Genomic DNA, 22064 nt, shown 5'->3' with positions numbered 1-22064 from the left:
GGGTCCGACGCTATCGACCGGAGTCGAATCGACGGTCGACGAGGCGGGCGCTTCCCGGCATCGGTGCAGCGTCGCAGAAGCAGCACTTCCGGTCACTCTCCGCAAACCTCAGACCCGTCCGGCGCGGGCCCGGCGGGCAGCGCGCCGACCAGGAGGACGAACATGCGAAGGTACGTCAGCGACACCGCCGAACTCACCGACGAGTACGGCATCCGGATCGGCCGCTGGACGCAGTACCGCGATCTCGGCCCGTTGCCGTTCGACGCCATGTGGTGCGTGATCCCGCCCGGTGGCAGCAGCAGCGAGGACATCCACCCGGAGGTCGAGTTCGCCGTGGTGACCCGCGGCACGGCCATCTACGAGGCGGGTGGCGAGAAGGTCGAGGTGCCGACCGGCGGCGTGATCCTGCTCGAACCCGAGCAGAGCCACGTCATCCACAACCCCTCGCCGGAGCAGCCGCTCACCATCCTCAGCATCTACTGGATGCCCCGGCCCGGCGACTCGGCGCAGCCCGGCGCGGACGACGGAGCCGGCCGTGACTGACGCCGCCACCGGCGCGGTGCTGGTGGTGACGCCGCCACCGACGCCGAACGGGCCACTGCACCTCGGGCACCTCAGCGGCCCGTACGTCGCCGGGGACATCGCGGCCCGCGCGCTGCGTGCCGCCGGCCGGCGGGTGGTGACCCAGTGCGGCCTGGACGCGCACCAGAACTACGTGCTCGCCCGGGCGGAGGCGCGGGGCGAGACTCCCGCCGACACCGTCGCCCGCTACGGCTCGTCGATCCACGCCGCGCTGCGCGCCGCGCGCATCCGGTACGACGTGATGGCCGACCCGTCTGCCGACGCCGGCTACCGCCGGGCGGTGGCGCACCTGCTCACCGAACTGGTGGAGGCGAAGGTGGTGGAGGTCGCCCCGGTGTCGCTGCGCGCCTGCGCGGCCTGCCGCCGGACCCTGCACCACGTGCGGGTCGCCGGGCGCTGCCCGGCCTGCGGCGCCGGCGCGAACGGCGGCACCTGCGAGGGCTGCGGCGGGTTCTGCACCGCCGCGAACCTCGTCGGCGCGCGCTCGACCTGCTGCGAGGCGGAGCCCGAACCGGTCACGCACACGGTCCCGGTGCTGCGGCTCGACGAGCACCGGGAGCGGCTGGCCGAGTTCTGGTCGCGCGCGGTGCTGCCGCCCCGGCTGCGGCGCCTCGTCGCGTCGTACCTCGACGGCGGGCTGCCGGAGGTGCCGCTGGCGTACCCGACGGACTGGGGCATCGAGTGGGACGACGGCCTGCGCGTCGACGTCTGGGCCGAGATGGCCCTGGCCAACCTGGTGCTGCCCGCCCGCCACCTGCGGCCGGACGCGGACACGCTGGCCGGGTACCTCGACGCGTGGCGGGACGTGGACGAGCAGTGGATCTTCCTGGGGGTCGACAACGCGTTCTACTACGCGCTGCTCATCCCGGCCCTGCACCTGGCCGCCGGCCTGCCCGACCGGCCGACCGGGCTGGTCGTGAACGAGTTCTACCGGCTCACCGGCGCGAAGTTCTCCACCAGCCGCGAGCACGCGATCTGGGCGCACGAGTTCCTCGCCACCGAGGACCCGGCGGTGGTCCGGGCGTTCCTGAGCTGGGACCGGCCGGACAGCTACGAGTCGGACTTCCGGCCGGAGGCGTACGAGGCGTTCGCCGCCCGGTACGCCGCGACAGTCGCCGGAACCACCGCCGGGCTGGACGGCATGCTCGCCGACACCGAGCTGACGCGCGGTGAGCAGGCGCTGCGGCCGGAGCACTTCGACCCGGCCACCGCGGTCCGGGCGGCGCTGGCCGCGTACCCCGGTGCGCCGGAGCGGGCGGCCCGCCTGCTCGGCGTCGTCGGCGGCGCGGAACCGGCGGGTTCGGATGGGTGAGCCGCGCGTGCTCGTCGTCGGCGCGGGCGTGAGCGGCGTCCTGCTCGCCCGGCGGCTGCGGGACGCGGGCGCCGACGCGGTCCTGATCGGTCCGCACGGCGGCGGTCCGGACGGGCGGCCCGCCGACGCGACGGCCGCGTCCGGTGGGCTGGTGCGGGCCTTCGAGCCCGATCCGGCCGCCCGGTCCCTCGCCGCCGCGAGCCTCGCCGAACTGCTGGCCGATCCGTCCCTCGCGACCGCGGCCGGGTGGCGGCGGACCGGCTCGCTCTACCTGCTCGACGCCGGGTCGGCGGCCGGCGTGGACGGCGCCGAGGTGCTGACCCGGGGCGAGGTCGCCCAGCGGTTCGGTTTCGCCGGGCTCCCGGACGGCACGGTGGGGATCTGGGAGGACCGGGCCGGCTACCTCGATCCGGACCGGCTGCGCCGGGCCGTCCTGCGTGGCCTCGGCCGGACCGAGACCACACCGGTGGCGCGCCTCGACGACCGCGTGGTCGAGCTGCGCGACGGCCGCCGGCTCACCGGCGACCTCGTCGTCGTGGCCGCCGGGGCCTGGACCCCGCGCCTGCTGCGCGCCGCCGGGCTGCCGGCCTCGCTGCGCACCAAGCACATCCAGTACGCCCACCACGTCACCGGCCGCGGCGACCTGCCGTGCTTCGTGGACGAGACCAGCGGCCTCTACGGCCGGCCGGCCGGTCCGGGGCGGGTGCTGCTCGGGCTGCCGAGCGACAGGTGGGACGTCGACCCGCCGGCCCCGGAGCCGGACGCCGCGCTGGCGGCACGGGTCCTGACCGTGGCCGCGCGGCGGCTGCCCGGCCTGGATCCGCGACCGGCCGGCCCGCCGGTGAGCGCCGCCGACTGCTACAGCGACCCCGCCGGCCTGGCCCTGCGCCATGTGTCCGGTGCGGTGCACACCTTCACCGGCGGCAGCGGCGGCGCCGCCAAGACCGTCCTGGCCGCCAGCCGGCTCGCCACCACCGCCCTGCTGAACACCCGAACCGCGATCCCTGTCCCCCACGGCCAGACAGAGGAAGACTGATGACGCAGACCTTTCACACAGTGGGAATCGGCGCCGGGCCGGCGAACCTGAGCCTCGCGGCGATGTACGACACCCTCGCGCCGCACGACATCGCGCTGTTCGAGGCCCGCGACCGGCCGGGCTGGCACGACGGGATGCTGCACAGCGGCGTCCGCATGCAGACCGGCTGGGTCAAGGATCTTGTCTCGCTCTACGACCCGACCCACCCGCTGTCGTTCCTCAACTACCTGGTCACCACCGGCCGGGTGTACGCCCTGCTGGGCGCCGGGTTCGACACCATCCCCCGGATCGAGTACCAGCAGTACCTGGTGTGGGCGGCGGGTCAGCTGCCGCGCATCACGTACGGCACCCGCGTCGACCGGGTGGAGTTCGACGGCGCGCTGGTCAGCCGCAGCGGCGGTGCGGAGGTCGCCCGCTCCCGGCACCTGGTGCTCGGCAGCGGAACCGTCCCCTTCGTACCGGAGTTCCTGGACGCCCTCGACCCGCGCCACCTGTTCGTCGCCGACGAGCTGCACCAGCGCCTCGCCACCGTGCCGGACGAGCCGGACCTGCCGTGGATCGTGATCGGCAGCGGCCAGACCAGCGCGGAGTGCGTCGCGGCGCTGCTCGCCCGCGGGTGCCGCGACATCAGGTGGATCGGACGGCGGTCGTGGTTCGCCCCGCTGGAGGACTCGCCGTCGGCGAACGACCTGTACCGGCCCGCCTACCAGGAGGCGTTCCTCACCCTGTCCCGGGACGTGCGGGAACGCCTCGTCTCCGGCCAGATCCTGACCAGCGACGGCATCTCCCCCGGCACGTTGCGCGGCATCTACCAGCACAACTACGAGGAACGGCTGCGCACCGGCCGGTTCCCGGTGACGATCATGCCGAGCCGTACCGTGACCGGCGCCCGGCAGCTCGACGGGGAGGTCGAGCTGGAGTGCCTGACCGCCGGCAGCGGCGAGGAACGGCACCGGGCGGTGAACCTGGTCGTCGCGGCGGGGCGCCGGCAGGCGCCGCTGCCCTTCGACCCGGAGCTGACCGCGCTGATCGACCTGGACGAGCGCGGCGAACCGGTCATCGAGTCGGACTACTCGATCCGGTGGAAGCACGCCGACGACCACAAGATCTTCGTGCTGAACCGGGGGCGGTACGTCCAGGGGCTCGTCGACTCCAACCTGAGCATCCTGCCGATCCGCAGCGCGATGATCCTCAACTCGATCGCCGGCCGTACGGTCTGCCGGTTCCGCGACGACTACCTGAGCACCCGATGGGCGTGAGCGCGATGACATCGTTCGACTACGACGACCGGATCTTCGTCTCCGTCGACCACGCCGGTGACGCCGACCCGCTGCGGGGCCACTACCACCAGCGCGGCGACCTGGTCTGGGCGGAGATCTCCGGCGGCCCGGTACGGCACGGCCGGCTCGCCGGCACCTGCGACGCGCAGGGCGTGGTGCGCTTCGCGTACGTGGAGGTGCTCACCGACGGCAGCATCGTGGTCGGCGAGTGCGAGTCGCGGCCCGAGCGGCTGCCGGACGGCCGGATCCGGCTGCGCGAGCAGTGGCGCCGGCACGGGCCGCGCCGCGACAGCGGTGTCTCGGTCATCGAGGAGGCCGCCCCGGCCCCCGTCGAGGCGAGGGAGGAGCAGCGTGTCTGACATCCAGATCGTCAGCTTCGTCGTCGCGAGCCTGCTCATCATCATCGTGCCGGGCGTCGACTTCGCCCTGGTCACCCGGCAGACCGTGCGGTACGGGCGGCGGGCCGGGTTCGTGGTGCTGGCCGGGCTGTTCGCCGCCGCGCTGGTGCACGCCTCGCTCGCCACCGCAGGCCTGTCCGCCCTGCTGGTGTCCTCGCCGGCGCTCTACACGGTGCTGCGCGTCGCCGGTGCGCTGTACCTGCTCTACCTGGGCGGCACCATCCTCTGGGCCACCCGGCCCCGCCGGAGCGCCCCGGTGGCGCAGCCGGCCCCGGTCGGCGCGGGCGGGGCCGGCACAGGGGCCGCCGCGCCGGTTCAGGACGTCCCGGCCGACGACGAGCCGCACGTGGCCCGGCGCTCGTTCGTCATGGGCGTCACCAGCCAGCTGCTGAACGTCAAGGTGGTCGTCTTCTACGTCTCGTTCGTGCCGCAGTTCGTCAAGCCCGGCGACGGCGCGGCGGCCCGTACGGCGGTGCTGGCCGCCACGTTCATCGGCCTCGCGGTGCTCTGGTGGGCCTGCTACATCCTGCTCATCGACCGGTTGCAGCCCTGGCTGACCCGGCCGTCGGTGCTGCTGGTGATCGAACGGCTGACCGGGCTGATCCTGATCGTCCTGGCGGTACGGATCGCGCTGAGCCACTGAGCCGCACCCCGTGGGCGCCCGCCGGTCCGGTGGGCGCCCACGGGTCAGGCGTTGCGCGGGCGGTGGGCGACGGTGAGGACGTGGGTGGTCGGCCAGTCCAGCGGCCGGCCGTCCAGGTCGGTCAGGGACGCGACCGGTGCGATCCGGTTGTCGATCACCCAGTCGTTGCGGACCGGCGCCGAGGCGGGGCCGATCTCGAAGCCCACCTCGGCGAGCAGCTCCGACCAGTCGGCGAAGCTCAGGCCGCAGAACTGCTCCTTCGTCTCCGACAGCCAGTTGTCGGTGTAGTCCTTGCGGGTCAGGTAGTCCATCGCCGCACCCAGGCCGAGGCGTACCGCGCCGTCGGCGAGCGGCTCGTAGTCGAAGCCGAACGCGAAGTCCACGGCGAACTGGTCCAGCCGGGCCCGCGTCGACAGTCTCGAGACGTACCGCCGAACCTCGGCCGAGGGCAGATCGGCCAGGTCACGGCGGGGCGAGGCGGGGTTGTCGCCGTCGTCTGTGGTCAGCCGCAGGATCACCGGCCGGTCCGGCTCGTCCGGCCCGCATACGTCGCTGTTGATCCAGACGCCGCCGGGCACCGTGTGGTCGTGGATGCGGCGGGCGAACTGGAGCAGCGACTCCCGCTGCCGCCCGTACGACCAGATCTCGTGGGTGAGCGCGAAGGTGAGCGTGGTGTCGACCGAGCGGTCCTTGAACACCGCGCCGCCGAGGACGTTGCGGTGGAAGAAGTAGACGTTGGCGTTGCGGAACACGCCCTGCGCCTTCTTGTGCAGGCACTCCTGGTAGAGGTGGCGGGCCACCTCCACGCCGATCAGGTCGCTCTCCCGCAGCGTGGCCTCCCGGTCGGCCAGTTCCAGGACGGCACCCGCCCCGCAGCCGATGTCCACGATGCGGCCGGGCTGCACGTACCGGCGAACCGAGTCCCACTTGCGTTCGGCGGCCGAGGCGAACGCCTCCACGTAGGTGCGGTAGTCGCGGGTGACGGTGAGGCCGCCCTCGTCGCCGACGAGCGGGTCGTTGACCACCGACCGGATCGCCTCGACCAGGCGGTAGCGCTCGAACACGTCGATCGTCGCCGGATGGGTGAGCGACCGCCAGCTCTCGTCGCCGGCGGCCAGGCGCAGCAGCACGTCCCACGGCCGTTCCGGGGTCTCGGGCAGGTCCGGGTCGGCCTCGACCTGCGCGATCGCGAAGCCGAGCCGCTCGTACAGCTTGGCGACCTCCGGCGTGGAGCAGGCCACCACGGTGTCGGCGGGGGTGAGTTCGAGTCCGGTGGCCACCGCGATGCTCTTGAGCGTGACCTCGGCGAACGCGTCGGTGTACGCGGTGTCGAAGATCGGTACGGCCAGCGAGCGCAACCCGGTCAGCACGCTGAACCGCTCGATCGCGGCCTCCCGCCTGTGGTACGCGACGGGGTTGCGCCTGGTGTTCTCGTGGTTGGCCGACGTCACCGCCCAGACCACTGTGGCCTCGTCGCCGGCGAGCCGGCTCAGGTAGTCGGCCTGGAACCGGGTCAGCAGGTGGTGCCGCCCCGGGAACAGCACGAAGCGGGTCGGCAGGTCGGTCATGGTCACCTCGCCTGGGCGGTGGAGCGGGCGGTGATCATACCGGGACGCGCCAGGAACGCCAGAGATGGCCGTACCGGCCGTCGGCGGCGAGCAGTTCCTCGTGCGTGCCCTGCTCCACGATCCGGCCGTGGTCGAGTACGACGATCCGGTCCGCGCTCACCGCCTGGCTGAGCCGGTGCGCCACGATCAGCGTGGTTCGCCCCTGCGTGGCCGCGAGGGCCGCCCGGTCCAGGTCGCGGGCCCCGGCGCTGCCCGCCTCGGCGGTCGCCTCGTCGAGCACGGCGACGGCGGGCGCGGTGAGCACCAGCCGGGCCAGGGCGACCTGCTGGGCCTGCGCGGCGGTGAGCCGGTGGCCGCCCTCACCGACCGGCGTCGCCAGCCCGTCCGGCAGGGCACGCAGCCAGCTAATGGCGCCGACCCGCTCCAGCGCGTCGAGCAGCTCGGCGTCGGTCGCCTCCGGGGCGGCCAGGCGCAGGTCCTCGGTGAGCGGGCCGGCGAAGACGTGCACCTCCTGGCTGACCAGTGCCACGTCCCGCCGGGAGGTGGCCTCGTCCGTCGCGGTCAGCGGCGCGCCGTCGAGGCGTACCGATCCGTCGGTGGGCGCGATGATCCCGGCGGCGATGCCGGCGAGCGTGCTCTTGCCGGCGCCGCTGGCGCCGACCAGCGCGACCCGCTCCCCCGGTGCCAGGCGCAGCTCGACGTCGGCGAGCACCAGCGGCCCGTCGTCGTAGTGGTGCCGGCGCACCGTGACGTCCAGCGCGGCCGGGCCGCGCGGGCCGGCGGGCGGGGCGGACGCGGTGGCCGGTGCGGTGTCGGGCAGGTTCGCCACGCCGACCAGCCGGGCGAGGCTCGCGCCGGCCTGCAGCACCGAGTCGGACTCCATCAGCAGCAGGCCGATCGGGTTGAACAGCCGGTGGAAGTAGAGCGCGGCGGTGGTCGCCGCGCCGACGGTGACCAGGTCGTCGCGGACCAGGAGGAAACCGGCCACGAGCACCGCGGCCAGGCCGAGGAACTCCGACCTGTTGATCCGCAGCCCGAAGCGGGTGTGCAGGTTGAAGATCTCCAGCGACAGGTCGCGGGCGAGGCCGGACCGCTCGGCGATCGCTGCCACGTGCGCGTCCTCGGTCCGGTACGCGCGCACCGTCGCCGCGCCGCGCAGCGCACCGGCCATCGCCTGCGTCCGCTCACCGGTGGCGACCCGCTCGCGGGCGTAGTACGGCATCGAGCGCCGCAGGTACCAGCGCAGCGCCAGTGCGTACGCGGGCGCGGCGACCAGCCCGGCGAGGCCGAGCCGCCAGTCCAGCGCGACCAGCCCGAACACGGTGAGCACGACGGACAGCAGCGCGCCGACGAACGCCGGGCCGCTCACCGCGATCACGTTCGTCACCACCGCCACGTCGTCGCCGACGCGGGCCAGCAGGTCGCCGGTGCCGGCCCGCTCCAGCGTCACGGACGGCAGGTGCAGCGCCCGGTCGAGGACGCGCTCACGCAGCCGGGCCAGCACCGTCTCGCCGAGCCGGGCCGCGAGCGCGGCACCGAGCGCGGTGAGCAGGCCGGTGAGCACGGCGGCGGCGGCGATCACCGCCACCCGGCCGGCGATCCGGGAGGCCGGGGCGTCGGCGATGACGTCGTCGACCAGGCGGCCGAGCACCCAGGGTGCGACCAGGCCACCGGTGGCGGCGGCGACGAGCACCGTCGCGGCGGCGGCGCTGAGGCCGGGCCGGTCGCGGAACCGGGCGACGAGCGTGGTCCAGGTCTGGCGGGCGGACGCGACGGGCAGCAACGTCCGGCCGGGGGTACGCGGTTCGGCGGTCACCGCAGCGTCTCCTCGCGGTAGCGGGGGTCCTCGGCGAGCAGGCGCTCGTGTGGTCCCTCGGCGGCCACCCGGCCGTCGGCGATCACCACCACCCGGTCGGTGATGCGCAGCAGGGCCGGGCTGCTGGTGATCAGGAGCGTGCCCCGGGGCGCCGCCCGGCGCGCTTCGGCCAGCCCGTCGGCGAGCTGCGCCTCGGTGGCCGCGTCGACGGCGGTGGTGGGGTCGTGCAGCACCAGCACGGGCGGGTCGGCGTGCAGCGCCCGGGCCAGTCCGAGCCGCTGGCGCTGTCCACCGGAGAGGTTCGCGCCCCGCTCGACGAGCCGGTGGTCGAGGCCGCCGGGGTGCGCGTCCACCACGTCCTGGGCGGCCGCCGCCCGGACGGCGGCGTGCAGCCGTGCCTGGTCGGTACGGGCGCCGGCGGCGAGGTTCGCCGCCACTGTGCCCTCGAACAGCGTCACGTCGTGCGGTTCGACGAGCACGGTGCCGCGCAGCGCGTCGACGTGCAGGTCGTCGGCGGGCACGCCGTCGACACGCACGGTGCCCCGGCGCACGTCCGGCGGCACCCGCCCGGACAGCAGCGCCACCAGCGCCTCGGCGTCGGCCGGGTCGTACGCGAGCACGCCGACCACCTCGCCGGGGCCGACGCGCAGGTTCACCCCGTCCAGTCCGGCGTGCCCGACGTCGTCGAGGGCGAGCCGGGGCCCGTCCGGGTGGGCCGGGGCGGGCGCGTCGCCGGGCCGGGTGAGCGGCTCGGCGCCGAGCACGCGCGCCACCCGGGCGGCGGAGGCGCGGGCCATCGCGAACAGCTGCACGCACCAGCCCATGGTCTGCACCGGCTCGGCGATGAACTGCGCGAGGCCGACCACTGTGACCAGCTCGCCGATGGTGAGCCGGCCGCGCAGGGCGAGCCAGCCGGCGACACCGGCGACCGCGGCGAGGAACAGGCCGTTCGCGGCGGTGGTGAGCCCGAGGTGCAGTCCCTTGGTGTTCGCGGCGCGCAGCGTCACGGCGAGCGCGTTGCGGCTGGCGGCGGCGTACCGGCCGGCGGCGTGGTGCTGGGCGCCGATGCCGCGCAGCACGCGCAGGCCGGAGACGAGGTCCACGGCGAGCGCCGTGGTCTCCGCCAGGGCCTCCTGCTGGGAGGTGCTGCGCCGGGACAGCAGCGGCGCCATCCGTTGCAGCACCAGCACCAGCACGGGTACGCCGACGAGCACGCCGAGCCCGAGCGGGATGTCGATGACCAGCAGCGCGGTCGCCGCGACGGTCAGCGCGGTCACCGCGGCGACACCGAACCCGGCGACCCGCACCACGTACGCGGAGAGTTCGGCGTCGGAGGCGGCGACCGAGAGCAGTTCACCGTCGCGCAGCCCGGAGCGGTGCCCGCGCGGGTCGAGCGCGCGCTCGGCGATCTCCACCCGGAGCAGGTGCGCCTCCCGTTCGACGGCGGCGAACGCCTGGCGGGCACCGTTGCGGTAGGCGAACGCCAGCACGGCGAACAGGGCGGCGAGGCCGGCGACCGAGTACGCGAGCGCCCACGGGTCGCCGGTCACCACGGCGCGGTCGATGATGACGCCGATCGCCACCGGCACGAGCGCCTCGGCGACCTGGTGCAGGCCGAGCAGCGTCACGCCGATCAGCACCGGCCGTCGCTGGCGGCGCAACGCCTGACGCAGCACGTACCGGGCCGTGACGACGCCGGCGGCGGGTTGCGGGGACACGAGGGGAGGCCTCCAGTGCTCGAAGTGAGGACAGCCTAACCTCAGCACGCGCGGTGACCGAGTCGGGTGGCACGGCTCACCACGGCCTCCGCCAGCGGGGCACGGTGACCGCCGGTAATGTTGATCAGGCCGAGAGTGCACCCATATGTCCGCTGCCCCGAGGAGCGACCATGCTCGATCACGCGTCCGGCCGCATCGACATCGCCCGCCTTCAGGAGACGCTCGACGGACCGTGGGCCGCGGTCCGCCGGGCTCACCGCGAACATCTCGACGAACGGTTCCTGCCGGTCTACGGCGAGACCGGCGACCAGGCGCGCGAGCGGATCACCCGGCTGCTCGGCGAACTCCCGGTCGAGCTGGGTATCGCCGCGGGCTTCCCGGCCGAGTACGGCGGCCGGTCCGACGTGGGCGCCTCGATCGTCGCCACCGAGATGCTGGCGCAGGTCGACCTGTCACTCATGGTGAAGGCCGGCGTGCAGTGGGGCCTGTTCGGCGGCGCGGTCGCCGCGCTCGGCACCAAGCGGCACCACGACGCCTACCTGCGGGACATCGTCTCCGGCCGGATCTTCGGCTGCTTCGCGATGACCGAGACCGGCCACGGATCGGACGTACAGCAACTGCGCACCACCTGCGTGTACGACCCGCAGACGCAGACCTTCGACCTGCACACGCCGCACGAGGCGGCCCGCAAGGACTACATCGGCAACGCGGCCCGGGACGGGCGGATGGCCGTGGTCTTCGCCCAGCTGATCAGCGACGGGCGCCGCCACGGGGTGCACGCGTGGCTGGTGCCGATCCGCGACGAGCACGGCAACCCGATGCCCGGCGTGACCATCGGCGACGCCGGGCCCAAGGCCGGCCTGCTCGGCGTGGACAACGGGCGGCTCAGCTTCGACCACGTACGGGTGCCGCGGGACATGCTGCTGGACCGGTACGCGCAGGTGGCCGAGGACGGGACGTACTCCAGCCCGATCGAGAACGACTCCCGCCGGTTCTTCACCATGCTCGGCACGCTGGTGCGGGGCCGGGTCAGCGTGGGCGGCGCAGCGTCGGCGGCCACCAAGGCGGCGCTGGCCATCGCGGTGCGGTACGGCGACATCCGCCGCCAGTTCAGCGACGCCGAGGGTGACCGCGAGGTGCTGCTCAACGACTACCTGGCCCACCAGCGCAAGCTGCTGCCCGCGCTGGCCACCACGTACGCGCTGCACTTCGCCCAGACCGAGCTGGTCGCCGCACTCGACGAGATCCAGGGCGGCGACGGGCCGGTCGACGAGCACCGGCAGCGGGAGCTGGAGTCCCGGGCCGCCGGACTGAAGGCGGCGCAGACCTGGCACGCCACGCGCACCATCCAGATGTGCCGGGAGGCGTGCGGCGGCGCCGGCTACCTGTCGGAGAACCGACTGCCCAGCCTCAAGGCCGACACCGACGTGTTCACCACGTTCGAGGGCGACAACACGGTCCTGCTCCAGCTGGTCGCCAAGGGCATGCTGACCGGCTACCGGGACGAGTTCGGTTCGCTGGACGGCTGGGGGCGCGCCTCGTTCGTGGCCGAGCAGGTACGCGAGATGGTGCTGGAACGCACCGCCGCGCGGGCACTCATCGCGCGGCTGGTCGGCGCGGTGCCGGGCCGGGACGACGAGGTCGCCGTCACCGACCGGGGCTGGCAGCTCAAGGTGTTCGAGGATCGGGAGGAGCACCTGCTGGACAGCGCGGTCCGCCGTCTGCGCGGTGGTGCCTCCACCAAGAAGGACCGTCCGTTCGACATCTTCAACGACGTGCAGGACCACGTCCTCGCCGTCGCCGCCGCGCACGTCGACCGGGTGACCCTGGAGGCGTTCGTCGCGGGCATCGACGCCACCGCCGACCCGGCGGTCAAGGAGCTGCTGTCCCGGGTCTGCGACCTGTACGCGCTGAGCGTCATCGAGGCGAACAAGGGCTGGCTGCTGGAGCACGGCCGGCTCACCCCGGCCCGGTCGAAGGCGATCACCGGCGTGGTGAACGGGCTGCTCAAGGAGCTGCGCCCGTACATGCGCACGCTTGTGGACGGCTTCGCCATCCCTGATGCGTGGCTGCACGCCGCGATCCTGCGCGAGGAGCCGGAACGGCAGGAGAGGATGGCCGCCCACGACGCCACGGGCGACCCGCAGGCGGTCGCCGCATAGCCGGCCGGCGCCACGGCTCCCGGCCGCGGACCGGTAGCCGAACCGGCGGCAGACATCGACCGGCATGTATTGACACATTTCGTTACGGCGGTGATAGTAACTGCAAAAGCTCCCGCCGGTCCCTCCGCTGGGACGCATCGCGGCGGCGCCACACCGACGTGGCCGGCACACCGCCACCACCACCGTCCAGGGAGCGCCGTCACGACGTCCCCTGGAGGACGCATGAGAAGAAGATCGAAGATCTACGCGGCGCTGGCGGCCGCCATCGTCCCGCTCGCCTCCGTGGTCGTGGCGCTCGGCGCGACACCCGCGGGCGCCGCGATCGGCGGCTCGGGGCCCTACCCCGCCGACTACGAGACCTCGTCGAGCCTGCCCAACCACACCATCTTCCGTCCCCAGACGCTCCCGTCCGAGCGCCTTCCCGTCCTGGTCTGGGGCAACGGTGCCTGCTCGGCGAACGGGCTGTCGCAGGGCAACTTCCTGCGCGAGATCGCCTCCCACGGCTTCCTCGCCATCGCCAACGGCGCACCGAACGGCTCCGGCTCCACGAGCGCGCAGATGCTCACCCAGTCCATCGACTGGGCGGTGGCGGAGAACTCCCGGTCGGGGAGCAAGTACTACAACCGGATCGACACCACCAAGATCGCCGTGGCCGGGTTCTCCTGTGGCGGCGTCGAGGCGTACGCGGTCTCGAACGACCCGCGCATCACCACCACCGGCATCTTCAGCAGCGGCCTGCTCAACGACGCCGACGACTACCAGTTGCGGCGCCTGACCAAGCCGATCGCGTACTTCATCGGTGGGCCCAGCGACATCGCCTACCCGAACGCGATGGACGACTGGGGCAAGCTGCCGGCCGGGCTGCCCGCCTTCATGGGCAACCTGAACGTCGGGCACGGCGGCACGTACGACCAGCCCAACGGCGGCGAGTTCGGCCGGGTCGCGGTGCTCTACCTCAAGTGGCGCCTGAAGGGCGACATCAGCGCCGGCGCCAACTTCGTCGGCCCCGACTGCGGTCTGTGCCGCACCCAGTGGAGCGTCCAGCAGAAGAACCTGACGCTGGACGGCCCGGCGCCCACCACTCCCCCGCCCACGACCCCGCCGCCCACCACGCCCCCGCCGCCCACGACCCCGCCGCCGACCACGCCACCGCCGGGCGGGGCCTCCTGCACCGCCGTCTACACCGTCCAGGACCAGTGGAACGGTGGCTTCGTCGCAGGCGTGACGGTCACCGCCGGGAGCGCCGCGCTGACCGGCTGGCGCGTGACGCTCACGCTGCCCGGCGGCGCCGCGATCAGCTCGCTGTGGAACGGCGTGCCCAGCGGCACCAGTGGCACCGTCACCGTGGCCAACCAGAGCTACAACGGACAACTGGCCGCGGGGCAGACCACCACCTTCGGATTCCAGGGCACCGGAACCGGCGGCGGAGCCACCGCCACCTGCGCCGGAAGCTGAGCCACCTCGACGGGGGCCGGCGCCGGACGCCGGCCCCGTCGAGGTGAGTATCGTCTCGCCACGCCCCCGGCCGCCGACCGGTCCGTCGTGGACGGTCCGCACAGGGCCCGGCAAGACTGCCTGCTAGCACCACCGGCAGCGGGCCGAGCTGAACGCCGCATGCACCAGGAAGTCCTGTGCCGTAAGCCTTTCCGCCATCCACACGAAGTTGACATGGTTGATGGTTGGGCTAGGGTTCCGCCGAACGGTTGTCACCGAGGCAGATATCCGGTCACCACGAGGACGGCATGACGGCACAGTGCAGTGGCTTCGACGTCCGCTTGCTGGGCAATCTCCGGATCACGTACGCCGGGCGGGAACTGCCACTGCGCTCGGCCCAGCGCCGGGCCGTCTTCAGCGCGCTGGCGCTCACCCCGGAGCGGGGCCTGTCCCGGGACGAGCTGATCACCGCCGTCTGGGGTGACGACCCGCCGGCCAGCGCGACCGGCAACCTCTACACGTACGTCTCCGCCCTGCGCCGGATGCTCGAACCGGACCGCGACAGGTGGTCCTCCGGCCGGGTGCTCACCTCCGAGGGCGGCAGCTACCGGCTGCACCTCGACGCCGACGCCGTCGACGTGCACCGCTTCGAGCGGTTGCGCGAACGCAGCCGCGCGCCCCGCGCCGCCGGGGACACCGCCGGTGAACTGGCCGCGCTGGACGCCGCGCTGGCGCAGTGGCGGGGCGACGAGGCGCTCGTCGGCGTACCGGGACCACGGGCCGCCGGCCACCGGATCCGGCTCGGCGAGCTGTACCTGACAACTGTCGAACGGCAGGCCGAACTGATGCTGGGCCTCGGACGCGGTGCCGAGGTCGTCGACCGCCTGCTCACGCTCGTCGACCGCCACCCGGCCCGGGAGAGCCTGTACGCGGTGGCGATGCGGGCGCTGGCCGCGCAGGGCCGTACCGCCGAGGCGCTCGCGCTCTACGTCACGCTGCGGGACCGGCTGGTCGAGGAGTCGGGCACCGAACCCGCCGCCGCCGTCCGGCAGATCCACGACCAGCTGTCCGGCGCCACCGCGGCCCCGGTACGCGGCCCGGGACCGGCCCCGGCAGGGCACCCCGGCTTCCGGGGCCGTTCCGCGGCGCTGGCCCGGCTGCGGTCGGCGGTCACCGGCCTGGCCGACGGGCGCGGTGGCAGCGTCTGGATCAGCGGCGAGGCGGGCATCGGGAAGTCGGCGCTGCTGTCCGAAGGACTCAGCGGCGCGGCACCGCTCGGCGTCCAGGTCGGCTGGGCCGTCGGCGACGAGCTGGCGTACCGGATGCCGTTGAGCATCGTGCTGGAGTGCCTCTCCCTGGGCAACGACGCGGACGGCCTGCCCGCCTCGCTGCACGCCTGCTCCGGTGGGGCGCCACCGACCATGACCGTGATCGACACCGTCCAGCGGTTCGTGGTCGAACGGTGCGCCGAACGGCCGCTGCTGCTGGTCCTGGACGACCTCCAGTGGGCCGACGACATGTCGCTGCTGGTCTGGCACGCGCTGCACAAGCTCACCACGCGGCTGCCACTGCTGCTCGTGTCCGCCGCCCGCCCGGTCCCGGCCGGATACGAGGTGCGGCTCCTGCGCCGGGTGCTGCCCCGCGACGGCACCACGCTCGTCGACCTCGGCCCGCTGGACGACGACACCGCGACCGCGCTCGTACGCGACTGGTCCCGCTCACCCGGCCCGGGTGCCGGCACCGTGCGCTCGTTCGTCGCGGCCGCCGCCGGGAACCCGTACTACCTGCGGCATCTCGTGCTCGCCGACCACGACGGCCGGACCGCCGACACGCCCGGCCCCGAACTGACCGACGCGGTCTCCCGGCACCTGCAACCGCTCGCCGACGACACCCGCCAGTTGCTGCGGGCGATCGCGTTCCTCGGCAACAACTACCTGGTGGCCGACCTCGCCGCGGTCACCGGCAGGTCGGCGCCGCAACTCGTACCGGCGGTGGAGGAGGCGCTGGCCGCCGGGATCCTCGTCGAGGACGGGCGCCGCCTGCGGTTCCGGCATCCGGTCATCCGCCGGGTCCTGCGCGGCGCGATCCCGACCGCGCTGCGCGTGCTGATGCACAGGCAGTTCGCCCAGCGGCTCGCCGAAGCCGGCGGCGACCTCGGCCGGATCGCGGGCCAGCTGCTGGCCGGGCCGGTGCCGGTCGACGCCTGGGTGCAGGACTGGCTGACCGCGCACGCCGCGCAGCTGGGCGCCACCGCACCCGCGCCCGCGATCGCGGTGCTGCGCCACGCCGTCGCCTCGCCCGGCCTCTCCGCGTCGTCCCGCGAGCTGCTCACCGCGGAACTTGCCCGGGTCCTGCACCGCTGCGGACTGCCCGCCGGTGCCGAGGCGACCTGGGTGTCGGCGCACACCGGGGACGCCGCGACGCGCGCCGAGATGAACCGGATCGCCGGCCCGCAGGGGCCGGCGGCGGACGTCGGCCCGGCGGTCGTCGGGCAGCGGTGAGGAGACTGCGCGTCACCGTTCTGGGCCCGGTACGAGCCTGGAACGGCGAGGTCGAGATCGACCTCGGACCGGCCCGGCGGCGCGCCCTGTTCGCGATGCTGGCCGCGAACGCCAACCGCCCGGTCACCCGCGCCGAGCTGATCCGGGCGCTGTGGGGCGAGTCGGCGCCGAGCGCCGCGGTGGGCAACATCTACACCTACGTCTCCGGTCTGCGGCGCGCCCTGGGCCCGGCCGGTGGGCTGCTGCGTTCCGGCCGGGCCGGGTACACGTTGCGCCTCGAACCGGGCGCGCTGGACGCCGACCGGTTCGACGCGCTGTGCGAGGCGGCGGTGGAGCCCGCTGCCGCCGGGCGGCCCGGCCAGGCCGTCGCCCTGCTCGACGAGGCGCTCGCGCTCTGGCGGGGCGAGGCGTACGCGAACGTCACCGGACTCTTCGCCGACCTCGACCGGCACCGCCTGACCGAGCTGCGGATCGCCGCGGCGGAGCGGCGGGCCCGGCTGGCCCTGGCCGGCGACGACGACGCGCTGATCGCCGACCTGACCGCCCTGGTCCGCGACCATCCCCTGCACGAGCCGTTCCACGAGCTGCTGATGCGCGCGCTGCACCGAGCCGGCCGGGGCACCGAGGCCCTGGACGTCTTCCACGCGGCGCGCCGGGTGCTGGTGGACGAACTCGGCGTCGAGCCCGGCCCGGCCCTGCGCGAACTGCAGAGCCGCATCCTCGCCGAGCCGGCGCCGCCCGTACCGGTGGCACCGGCAGCGGTGGCGGCGCCGACCGTACCGGGACGGGGACGCCTGGTCGGACGCGACGCCGAACTGGCGCTGCTGCGCGACCTGCTGGACGCGGTGGGCGAGGGCCGCAGCGCGATCGTGTGGATCGAGGGCGAGCCGGGCATCGGCAAGTCCGCGCTGCTCGACGCGGCGCTGCACGAGGCGCGGGCCCGGGGCCACCGGGTCGCGCGCGGCAGCGCCGAGGAACTCAGCAGCCGCATCCCGCTGCACGTGATGCGCCGCGCGCTGCGTCTGGAGGACGCGCCGCACGACGACCCGGCCGCTGCCGTCGACCGGGTGCTCGACCACGTCCGCGGGCTCACCGCGACGGGCCCGCTGGTGCTGGCCGTCGACCACCTCCAGTGGGCCGACGAGGTGAGCCTGCTGGCCTGGGAGCGGCTGGCCGCGCTGACCCGGTGGCTGCCGCTGCTGCTCGTCGCGACCGCCCGGCCCGAACCGGGCCGACGCGACCTGGCCCGGGTACGGCGCGGCGTGAGCACCCGCGACGGGCACCTGATCCGGCTCACCCCCCTGCCCCCGTCGGACATCGAGCAGATCTTCGGCCGGACGGTGGGCGTGCCACCCGGCGCCACGCTGCGGTCGCTGGCGCCGCTGGCCGCCGGCAACCCGCTGTACGCCCGGGAACTGGTCAGCGGCCTCGTCGCCGAGGACGGGGTACGCGTCGTCGACGGGCTCGCCGAGGTCGACGCGCGGGCCGACGACATGCCGCGCGCGCTGCTGGACACCGTGCGGGCCAGCCTCGACCACCTCTCCCCCGGCGCCCGGGAGTCGCTGCGCTACGCCGCCCTGCTCGGCGACGAGTTCGCCGTCGCCGAGGTCGCGGCGGTCACCGGGCGGTCGCCGTTCGACCTGATGGCCGAGCTGGAGGAGGCGGTCGCCGCCGACGTCCTCGTGGACGCGGGCAGCGAGCTGGCGTTCCGGCAGCCGGTGCTGCGGCGGGCGCTCGCCGGCGGCATCCCCGCCGCGCTGCGGCCGACGCTGCACCGGCACGCGGCACAGGCGCTCGCGGACAACGGCGGCGACGTCACCCGGATCGCCGACCACCTGCTCGCCGGGCCGCCCGAGGTGGACGAGTGGCTGGTGGACTGGCTGGTCGCGCACGGCGCCGAGCTGTCCCGGCGCGCCCCGGAGGCGGCCCGCGAGCTGATACGCCGGGCCCTGGCGGGGCACCGGTTGCCGCCGGCACAGCGGGCGACGCTCACCGCGCTGCGCGACGGTCTCGACCGGTAGCGCCTCAGCGCAGCCCCGGTACGCCCACGAACCGGCGGGCGGCTGCTGCCGGGACCGGCGCACCCGGGCCGGTGCGGCGCGCCAGATGCTGGCGCAGGGCGGCAAGGGCGAGGGCGTCGAAGCGTACCCGCCCCTCCACCGGCGGCTCCTCCACCGCCAGTTCCCGCACCAGCAGCCGGGCGGGGGCACCGGCGTCCGGCTCCTGCACCTGGAGCACCGTGAACGCGGTACCGGGGAGGAACAGGACCCGGGCCGGGACGCCGTCGCCGGTCTCGAACGCCGCCGTGCGCCGCGCGGTGGCCGACCAGATCAGCACCTCGACCGTGCCCGGCAGGTCGGCGGGCGGCTCGGCGAGCGCGTTTGTGAAGCCCCAGTCGGTGAGCACCCGGCGCTGCGCGATCCGCCGCAGGTCCGCAGTGGTCAGCTCGGCGCCGGCGTACGCGACGCCGCGGTGCACCGGCAACCGGCGTACGCCCGCCGACACGCACCTGGCGAACGGCACGTGCCCGCCCGGCTCGGCGGACCGCAGCGCCTGGTCGAGGCCGTCACCGGCGGCGGAGAGGTAGAGGCGGACCGCTGTCGCGTACTCCACCGCGCCGGCGCCGGCCGCGAGCGCCGGATGCGCGGCGAGCACGTCCGCCACGTCCGCGGCGACGGCGGCGATCTCGCGGCGGAACGCCCGCCGGAACCAGGTCCGCTCCTCGTCCAGGTCGGGGCCGGGGCGTACGCCCCGCGCGTCGTCGCCGGGGGTGCGCTGGAAGCGGACGGGCGCCGGTGCGGGGCGGTGTACCGGCAGCGTCATCGTCGGGCTGGTCGCCCAGCCCGCGCCGCCGCCGAGCACCGGCCCGGCCACGTCCCGCGCCGTCGCATCCGGTCCGTTCGCGTCCGGCCCGATGTCGTCGAGCCCGGCCGCCTCCGCCCCGACGGCGCTCAGCCCGGCCGCGACCGGCCCGGCCGCGTGAGGCCCGGCCACGTGCGGCCCGGCCACGTTCGTCCCCGCCGAGTGAAGCCCGGCCGCCTCCGACCCTGGGCCGGGAAGCCCGGAGCCGTCCGGCAGGGTCGTGTCCGGCGGGGCGGCGGGACGTGCGACTGCGGGAACGGCAGCGGCCACCTCGGCGGCCGACGGCGCGGGCGGGCCCGCCACGGCGACGGGCACCGGCTCCGGGACGGGTGCCGGCACCGACGGCGCGGGCGGCAGTCCGGCGGCGTGACCCGTCGTGTGCCGGTACGTCCCGGCCTCGATCCCGCGTGCCGAGAGCCCCGGGCGTCCCGGCGCCACGAGCGAGGACGGCTGCACCGCCGCCCGCTTGCGGGTCGCCGGGTCCAGCCGCGCGGCCAGGTCACCGGCCAGTTCCCGGTGGCGGTCCGCCACGGCCGGCGCCGGGTCGTCCACGACGAGCCGGACGCGGTTCGGGTCCACCGGCACCGCGCGGATCCGGTCGGCGTGCCGGGGTGGCTCCGGGGCGCGCAGCCAGAGGCCGGACGGGATCACCTCGACCACCGCGTCGTGGGCGTACCGGTAGACGCGCGGACCGACCGGCTCGCCGAGTTCCGGCGGCGCACGGTGGCGCAGGATGCGCGGCGTAACCGCCTTCGCCCCGAGCGTCTCCCGGGGCCGGTAGGCCAGTTCCTCGGCGAAGACCTGCCAGCCGGGCCGCCCGTCGGCGTCGACTGTGAACAGGGCCGGGCCGTCCGGGCGGCCGCTCGGCACGCCGGTGAAGACCCGCACCGGGCAGCGCAGCAGGTCGGCCAGCGCCTGCCCGAACGGCTCGCCGTCGGGCAGCGCGACCGGGCCGTACTGGACGAAGCGGGCGTGCTCGCGCCCCTCGGGCGCCAGGCCGCGCCAGAACCGGGCGATGTCGTCCAGACGCAGCGGCGCCGTCCCGGGGCAGCCGACCAGGACCGGCATGGCGTCCGGCAGGCACGGCATCGTCGAGGTGAGGTGACTTCCGTGTACGGCGACGGCGGCCTCGTCGCGGCTCTCCCGGAGCCAGACGCCGCCGGGCAGCGGCTCGGCGGCGCAGGTCGAACTGATCGTCAGGTGGTCGACGGCGGCGCCGTCCCAGGCCGGTACCGGATAGCGCTTCGACTGCCAGACCGGCGTGTGGCCGCGCCGGTAGCAGACCCAGCCGCCGAGATCCGTCGCGTGCACGAACAGCAGGCCCGCCGCGCCCGGGATCATCCGTCCGAACGGGGCGATCACCGGCCGGCCCAGCCGGTCGGAGAGCCACTGGCCGGCGAGCGCCCCGGTCTCCGGGCGGGCGCCGCACACCACCAGCCGGATGCCCCGGCGCAGGCGCTGCCGGCGCAGCTCGGTCGCGACCGTGTCCCAGATGTCGAACGGCAGCTCGTGTTGCAGGTCCAGGATCACGATGTCGTTGTCGGGATCCCGGTCCACCGACAGCGCGACCGTACGGGCCTCCGTGCTGATCCGCTCGCTGGCGTGCAGCACCAGGGCGTTGCCCACGGTGTGGCGCGTGATCACTTCAGATCATGCCGGAGCGCAGGGCGTAGGCCACCGCGTGCGAGCGGTTGCGCAGCTTCAGCCGGTGGTTGAGGCCGTAGATGACGTTCTTCACGGTGCGTTCGGAATAGCGCAGCTCGTCGGCGATCTCGTTGGTGTCGAAGCCCTCGGCCATCAGCCGCAGCACGTCGATCTCGCGCGCGGTCAGGCCGGAGGCGTTGAGCCCGTTGGGGTTGAGCACGTCGCGCTGGAGCCGTTCGATGTGCTTGAGCAGCTCGCCCACCAGGTTCGGGGGCAGCACGCCGCCGCCGGAGGCGGCCGCCCGGACGCTGTGCACGAGGCGTTCGGCGGTGACCGCCGCGCGTGGCAGGACGGCCACGACCCGGCACTCCACGGCGGTGAGGAGTTCCTGTTCACTGACCTCGGTGGTGATCAGGACGACCGGGGCGCCGATCTCGGTCGCCGCGAGGCGCAGCATCGCGATCACGTCGGTGGTGAGCCGCTCGGCGGCGACGACGAGAACCTGCGCCCGCGTCCGGTCCGCGCTGTCCAGCAGCGTGATGTCGGAGCGGGACCGGAGGTGGGCGGTCAGGCCGGTGTGGGTCAGCGGGTCGGGCGCGTGCACAAAGACGGCAACTTGCTCCACAGCCATCTCCATCACTGTCAGTAGGGGCTGACAGTCTCATGGAGAGTCCTTCAGGAAATCTCCACACTCTCTTTCCCGAAGGCGCCAAGCCGTGAAGATCTGCCCATAACCGCTGGTCAGACTTTTTTCAGTCAGTGAAGATTGATTTCGACGGGGCCCATCTTCTCCGTCGCAAGCTTCCCGGCGTTCGCGGCGGCGGCCTGGATCGCCTCCATGATCGCCGTCTGCAACGACGCTGCGTCACGCTGCTCGTACACCCGGGGGTCGACCCGGACGGTCTGGACCTTGCCGAGGCCGCTGGCCATGACCACGACGGTGGCGTCCTGCGAGCGGCCGGTGACGATCGCCCGCTCCAGCTCCGACTGCGCGTTGCGCATCTGGTCCTCCAGGCGCTGCGCGTTCTCCATGAACTCCTGGAACGAGGGAGGAACGGGCTTGGACTCGGGTTGCATGCCGGGCCTTTCTGTGTGTGACGGTCGGGTG

16 protein-coding genes are annotated in these 22064 nt (G+C 74.4%); 10 read left to right on the top strand and 6 right to left on the bottom strand.

Going from position 1 to position 22064, the window contains the following annotated elements:
- Positions 1–162 precede the first annotated feature (162 nt).
- The 6 genes from IRY44_RS25740 to IRY44_RS25715 are packed head-to-tail and all read left to right on the top strand — an operon-like array spanning position 163 to position 5251.
- Positions 163–543 carry a cupin domain-containing protein gene (locus IRY44_RS25740; RefSeq protein ID WP_194802806.1) on the top strand — a complete coding sequence of 127 codons (381 nt, stop codon included), beginning with the start codon at positions 163–165 and terminating at the stop codon, positions 541–543.
- The gene (locus IRY44_RS25735) at positions 536–1894 is read left to right on the top strand and encodes a class I tRNA ligase family protein (protein ID WP_194802805.1); all 1359 of its coding nucleotides are present in this window, start codon (positions 536–538) and stop codon (positions 1892–1894) included. Before IRY44_RS25740 ends, IRY44_RS25735 begins: the two co-directional genes overlap by 8 nt.
- On the top strand, positions 1887–2930 hold the full coding sequence (locus IRY44_RS25730; RefSeq protein WP_194802804.1) for an FAD-binding oxidoreductase: 1044 nt from the start codon (positions 1887–1889) through the stop codon (positions 2928–2930). The genes IRY44_RS25735 and IRY44_RS25730 overlap by 8 nt, the downstream gene beginning before the upstream one ends.
- A complete protein-coding gene (locus tag IRY44_RS25725; protein WP_194802803.1) occupies positions 2930–4189 on the top strand; it encodes a lysine N(6)-hydroxylase/L-ornithine N(5)-oxygenase family protein in 1260 nt (419 codons plus the stop codon). The genes IRY44_RS25730 and IRY44_RS25725 overlap by 1 nt, the downstream gene beginning before the upstream one ends.
- The gene (locus IRY44_RS25720; protein ID WP_194802802.1) at positions 4180–4569 is read left to right on the top strand and encodes a hypothetical protein; all 390 of its coding nucleotides are present in this window, start codon (positions 4180–4182) and stop codon (positions 4567–4569) included. The genes IRY44_RS25725 and IRY44_RS25720 overlap by 10 nt, the downstream gene beginning before the upstream one ends.
- Entirely contained in the window at positions 4562–5251 is a 690-nt protein-coding gene (locus IRY44_RS25715; protein WP_194802801.1) for a LysE family translocator, read from the top strand. The genes IRY44_RS25720 and IRY44_RS25715 overlap by 8 nt, the downstream gene beginning before the upstream one ends.
- 44 nt (positions 5252–5295) lie before the next feature.
- Here the strand turns inward: IRY44_RS25715 and IRY44_RS25710 are convergent, their stop codons facing one another.
- The 3 genes from IRY44_RS25710 to IRY44_RS25700 are packed head-to-tail and all read right to left on the bottom strand — an operon-like array spanning position 5296 to position 10353.
- Positions 5296–6819, bottom strand: coding sequence for a class I SAM-dependent methyltransferase (locus IRY44_RS25710; protein ID WP_194802800.1), 1524 nt, complete (start codon positions 6817–6819; stop codon positions 5296–5298).
- Between the two features lie 34 nt (positions 6820–6853).
- A complete protein-coding gene (locus IRY44_RS25705) occupies positions 6854–8635 on the bottom strand; it encodes an ABC transporter ATP-binding protein (protein WP_194802799.1) in 1782 nt (593 codons plus the stop codon).
- Positions 8632–10353 (bottom strand): ABC transporter ATP-binding protein, encoded by a 1722-nt coding sequence (locus IRY44_RS25700; protein ID WP_194802798.1) that lies wholly within the window; start codon positions 10351–10353, stop codon positions 8632–8634. The genes IRY44_RS25705 and IRY44_RS25700 overlap by 4 nt, the downstream gene beginning before the upstream one ends.
- A 170-nt stretch (positions 10354–10523) precedes the next feature.
- Here IRY44_RS25700 and IRY44_RS25695 point away from each other — a divergent pair, with 170 nt between their 5' ends.
- The 4 genes from IRY44_RS25695 to IRY44_RS25680 all read left to right on the top strand — a co-directional run bounded on the left by IRY44_RS25695 (position 10524) and on the right by IRY44_RS25680 (position 18471).
- A complete protein-coding gene (locus tag IRY44_RS25695) occupies positions 10524–12515 on the top strand; it encodes an acyl-CoA dehydrogenase (RefSeq protein ID WP_194802797.1) in 1992 nt (663 codons plus the stop codon).
- Between the two features lie 222 nt (positions 12516–12737).
- A complete protein-coding gene (locus tag IRY44_RS25690; protein ID WP_194802796.1) occupies positions 12738–13970 on the top strand; it encodes a cellulose binding domain-containing protein in 1233 nt (410 codons plus the stop codon).
- A 287-nt stretch (positions 13971–14257) separates the two neighbouring features.
- Positions 14258–16450 carry a BTAD domain-containing putative transcriptional regulator gene (locus tag IRY44_RS25685; protein ID WP_194802795.1) on the top strand — a complete coding sequence of 731 codons (2193 nt, stop codon included), beginning with the start codon at positions 14258–14260 and terminating at the stop codon, positions 16448–16450.
- A complete protein-coding gene (locus tag IRY44_RS25680; RefSeq protein WP_194802794.1) occupies positions 16447–18471 on the top strand; it encodes a BREX system ATP-binding domain-containing protein in 2025 nt (674 codons plus the stop codon). The genes IRY44_RS25685 and IRY44_RS25680 overlap by 4 nt, the downstream gene beginning before the upstream one ends.
- A gap of 4 nt (positions 18472–18475) precedes the next feature.
- On the opposite strand, the gene IRY44_RS25675 is transcribed toward IRY44_RS25680, so the two are convergent.
- The 3 genes from IRY44_RS25675 to IRY44_RS25665 all read right to left on the bottom strand — a co-directional run bounded on the left by IRY44_RS25675 (position 18476) and on the right by IRY44_RS25665 (position 22033).
- Positions 18476–20956: a hypothetical protein gene (locus tag IRY44_RS25675; RefSeq protein WP_194802793.1), complete on the bottom strand. Its 2481-nt coding sequence runs from the start codon at positions 20954–20956 to the stop codon at positions 18476–18478.
- 1 nt (position 20957) lies between these two features.
- The gene (locus IRY44_RS25670) at positions 20958–21593 is read right to left on the bottom strand and encodes a response regulator transcription factor (protein ID WP_194802792.1); all 636 of its coding nucleotides are present in this window, start codon (positions 21591–21593) and stop codon (positions 20958–20960) included.
- A 119-nt stretch (positions 21594–21712) separates the two neighbouring features.
- Positions 21713–22033, bottom strand: coding sequence for a YbaB/EbfC family nucleoid-associated protein (locus tag IRY44_RS25665; protein ID WP_194802791.1), 321 nt, complete (start codon positions 22031–22033; stop codon positions 21713–21715).
- Between the last annotated feature and the right edge of the window lie 31 nt (positions 22034–22064).

The sequence above is a fragment of the Micromonospora sp. ANENR4 genome (assembly GCF_015354395.1).
Lineage (GTDB): Bacteria > Actinomycetota > Actinomycetes > Mycobacteriales > Micromonosporaceae > Micromonospora > Micromonospora aurantiaca.
Note: the sequence above shows the minus strand (reverse complement) of the source record. Positions and strands in the feature narration are given on the sequence as shown.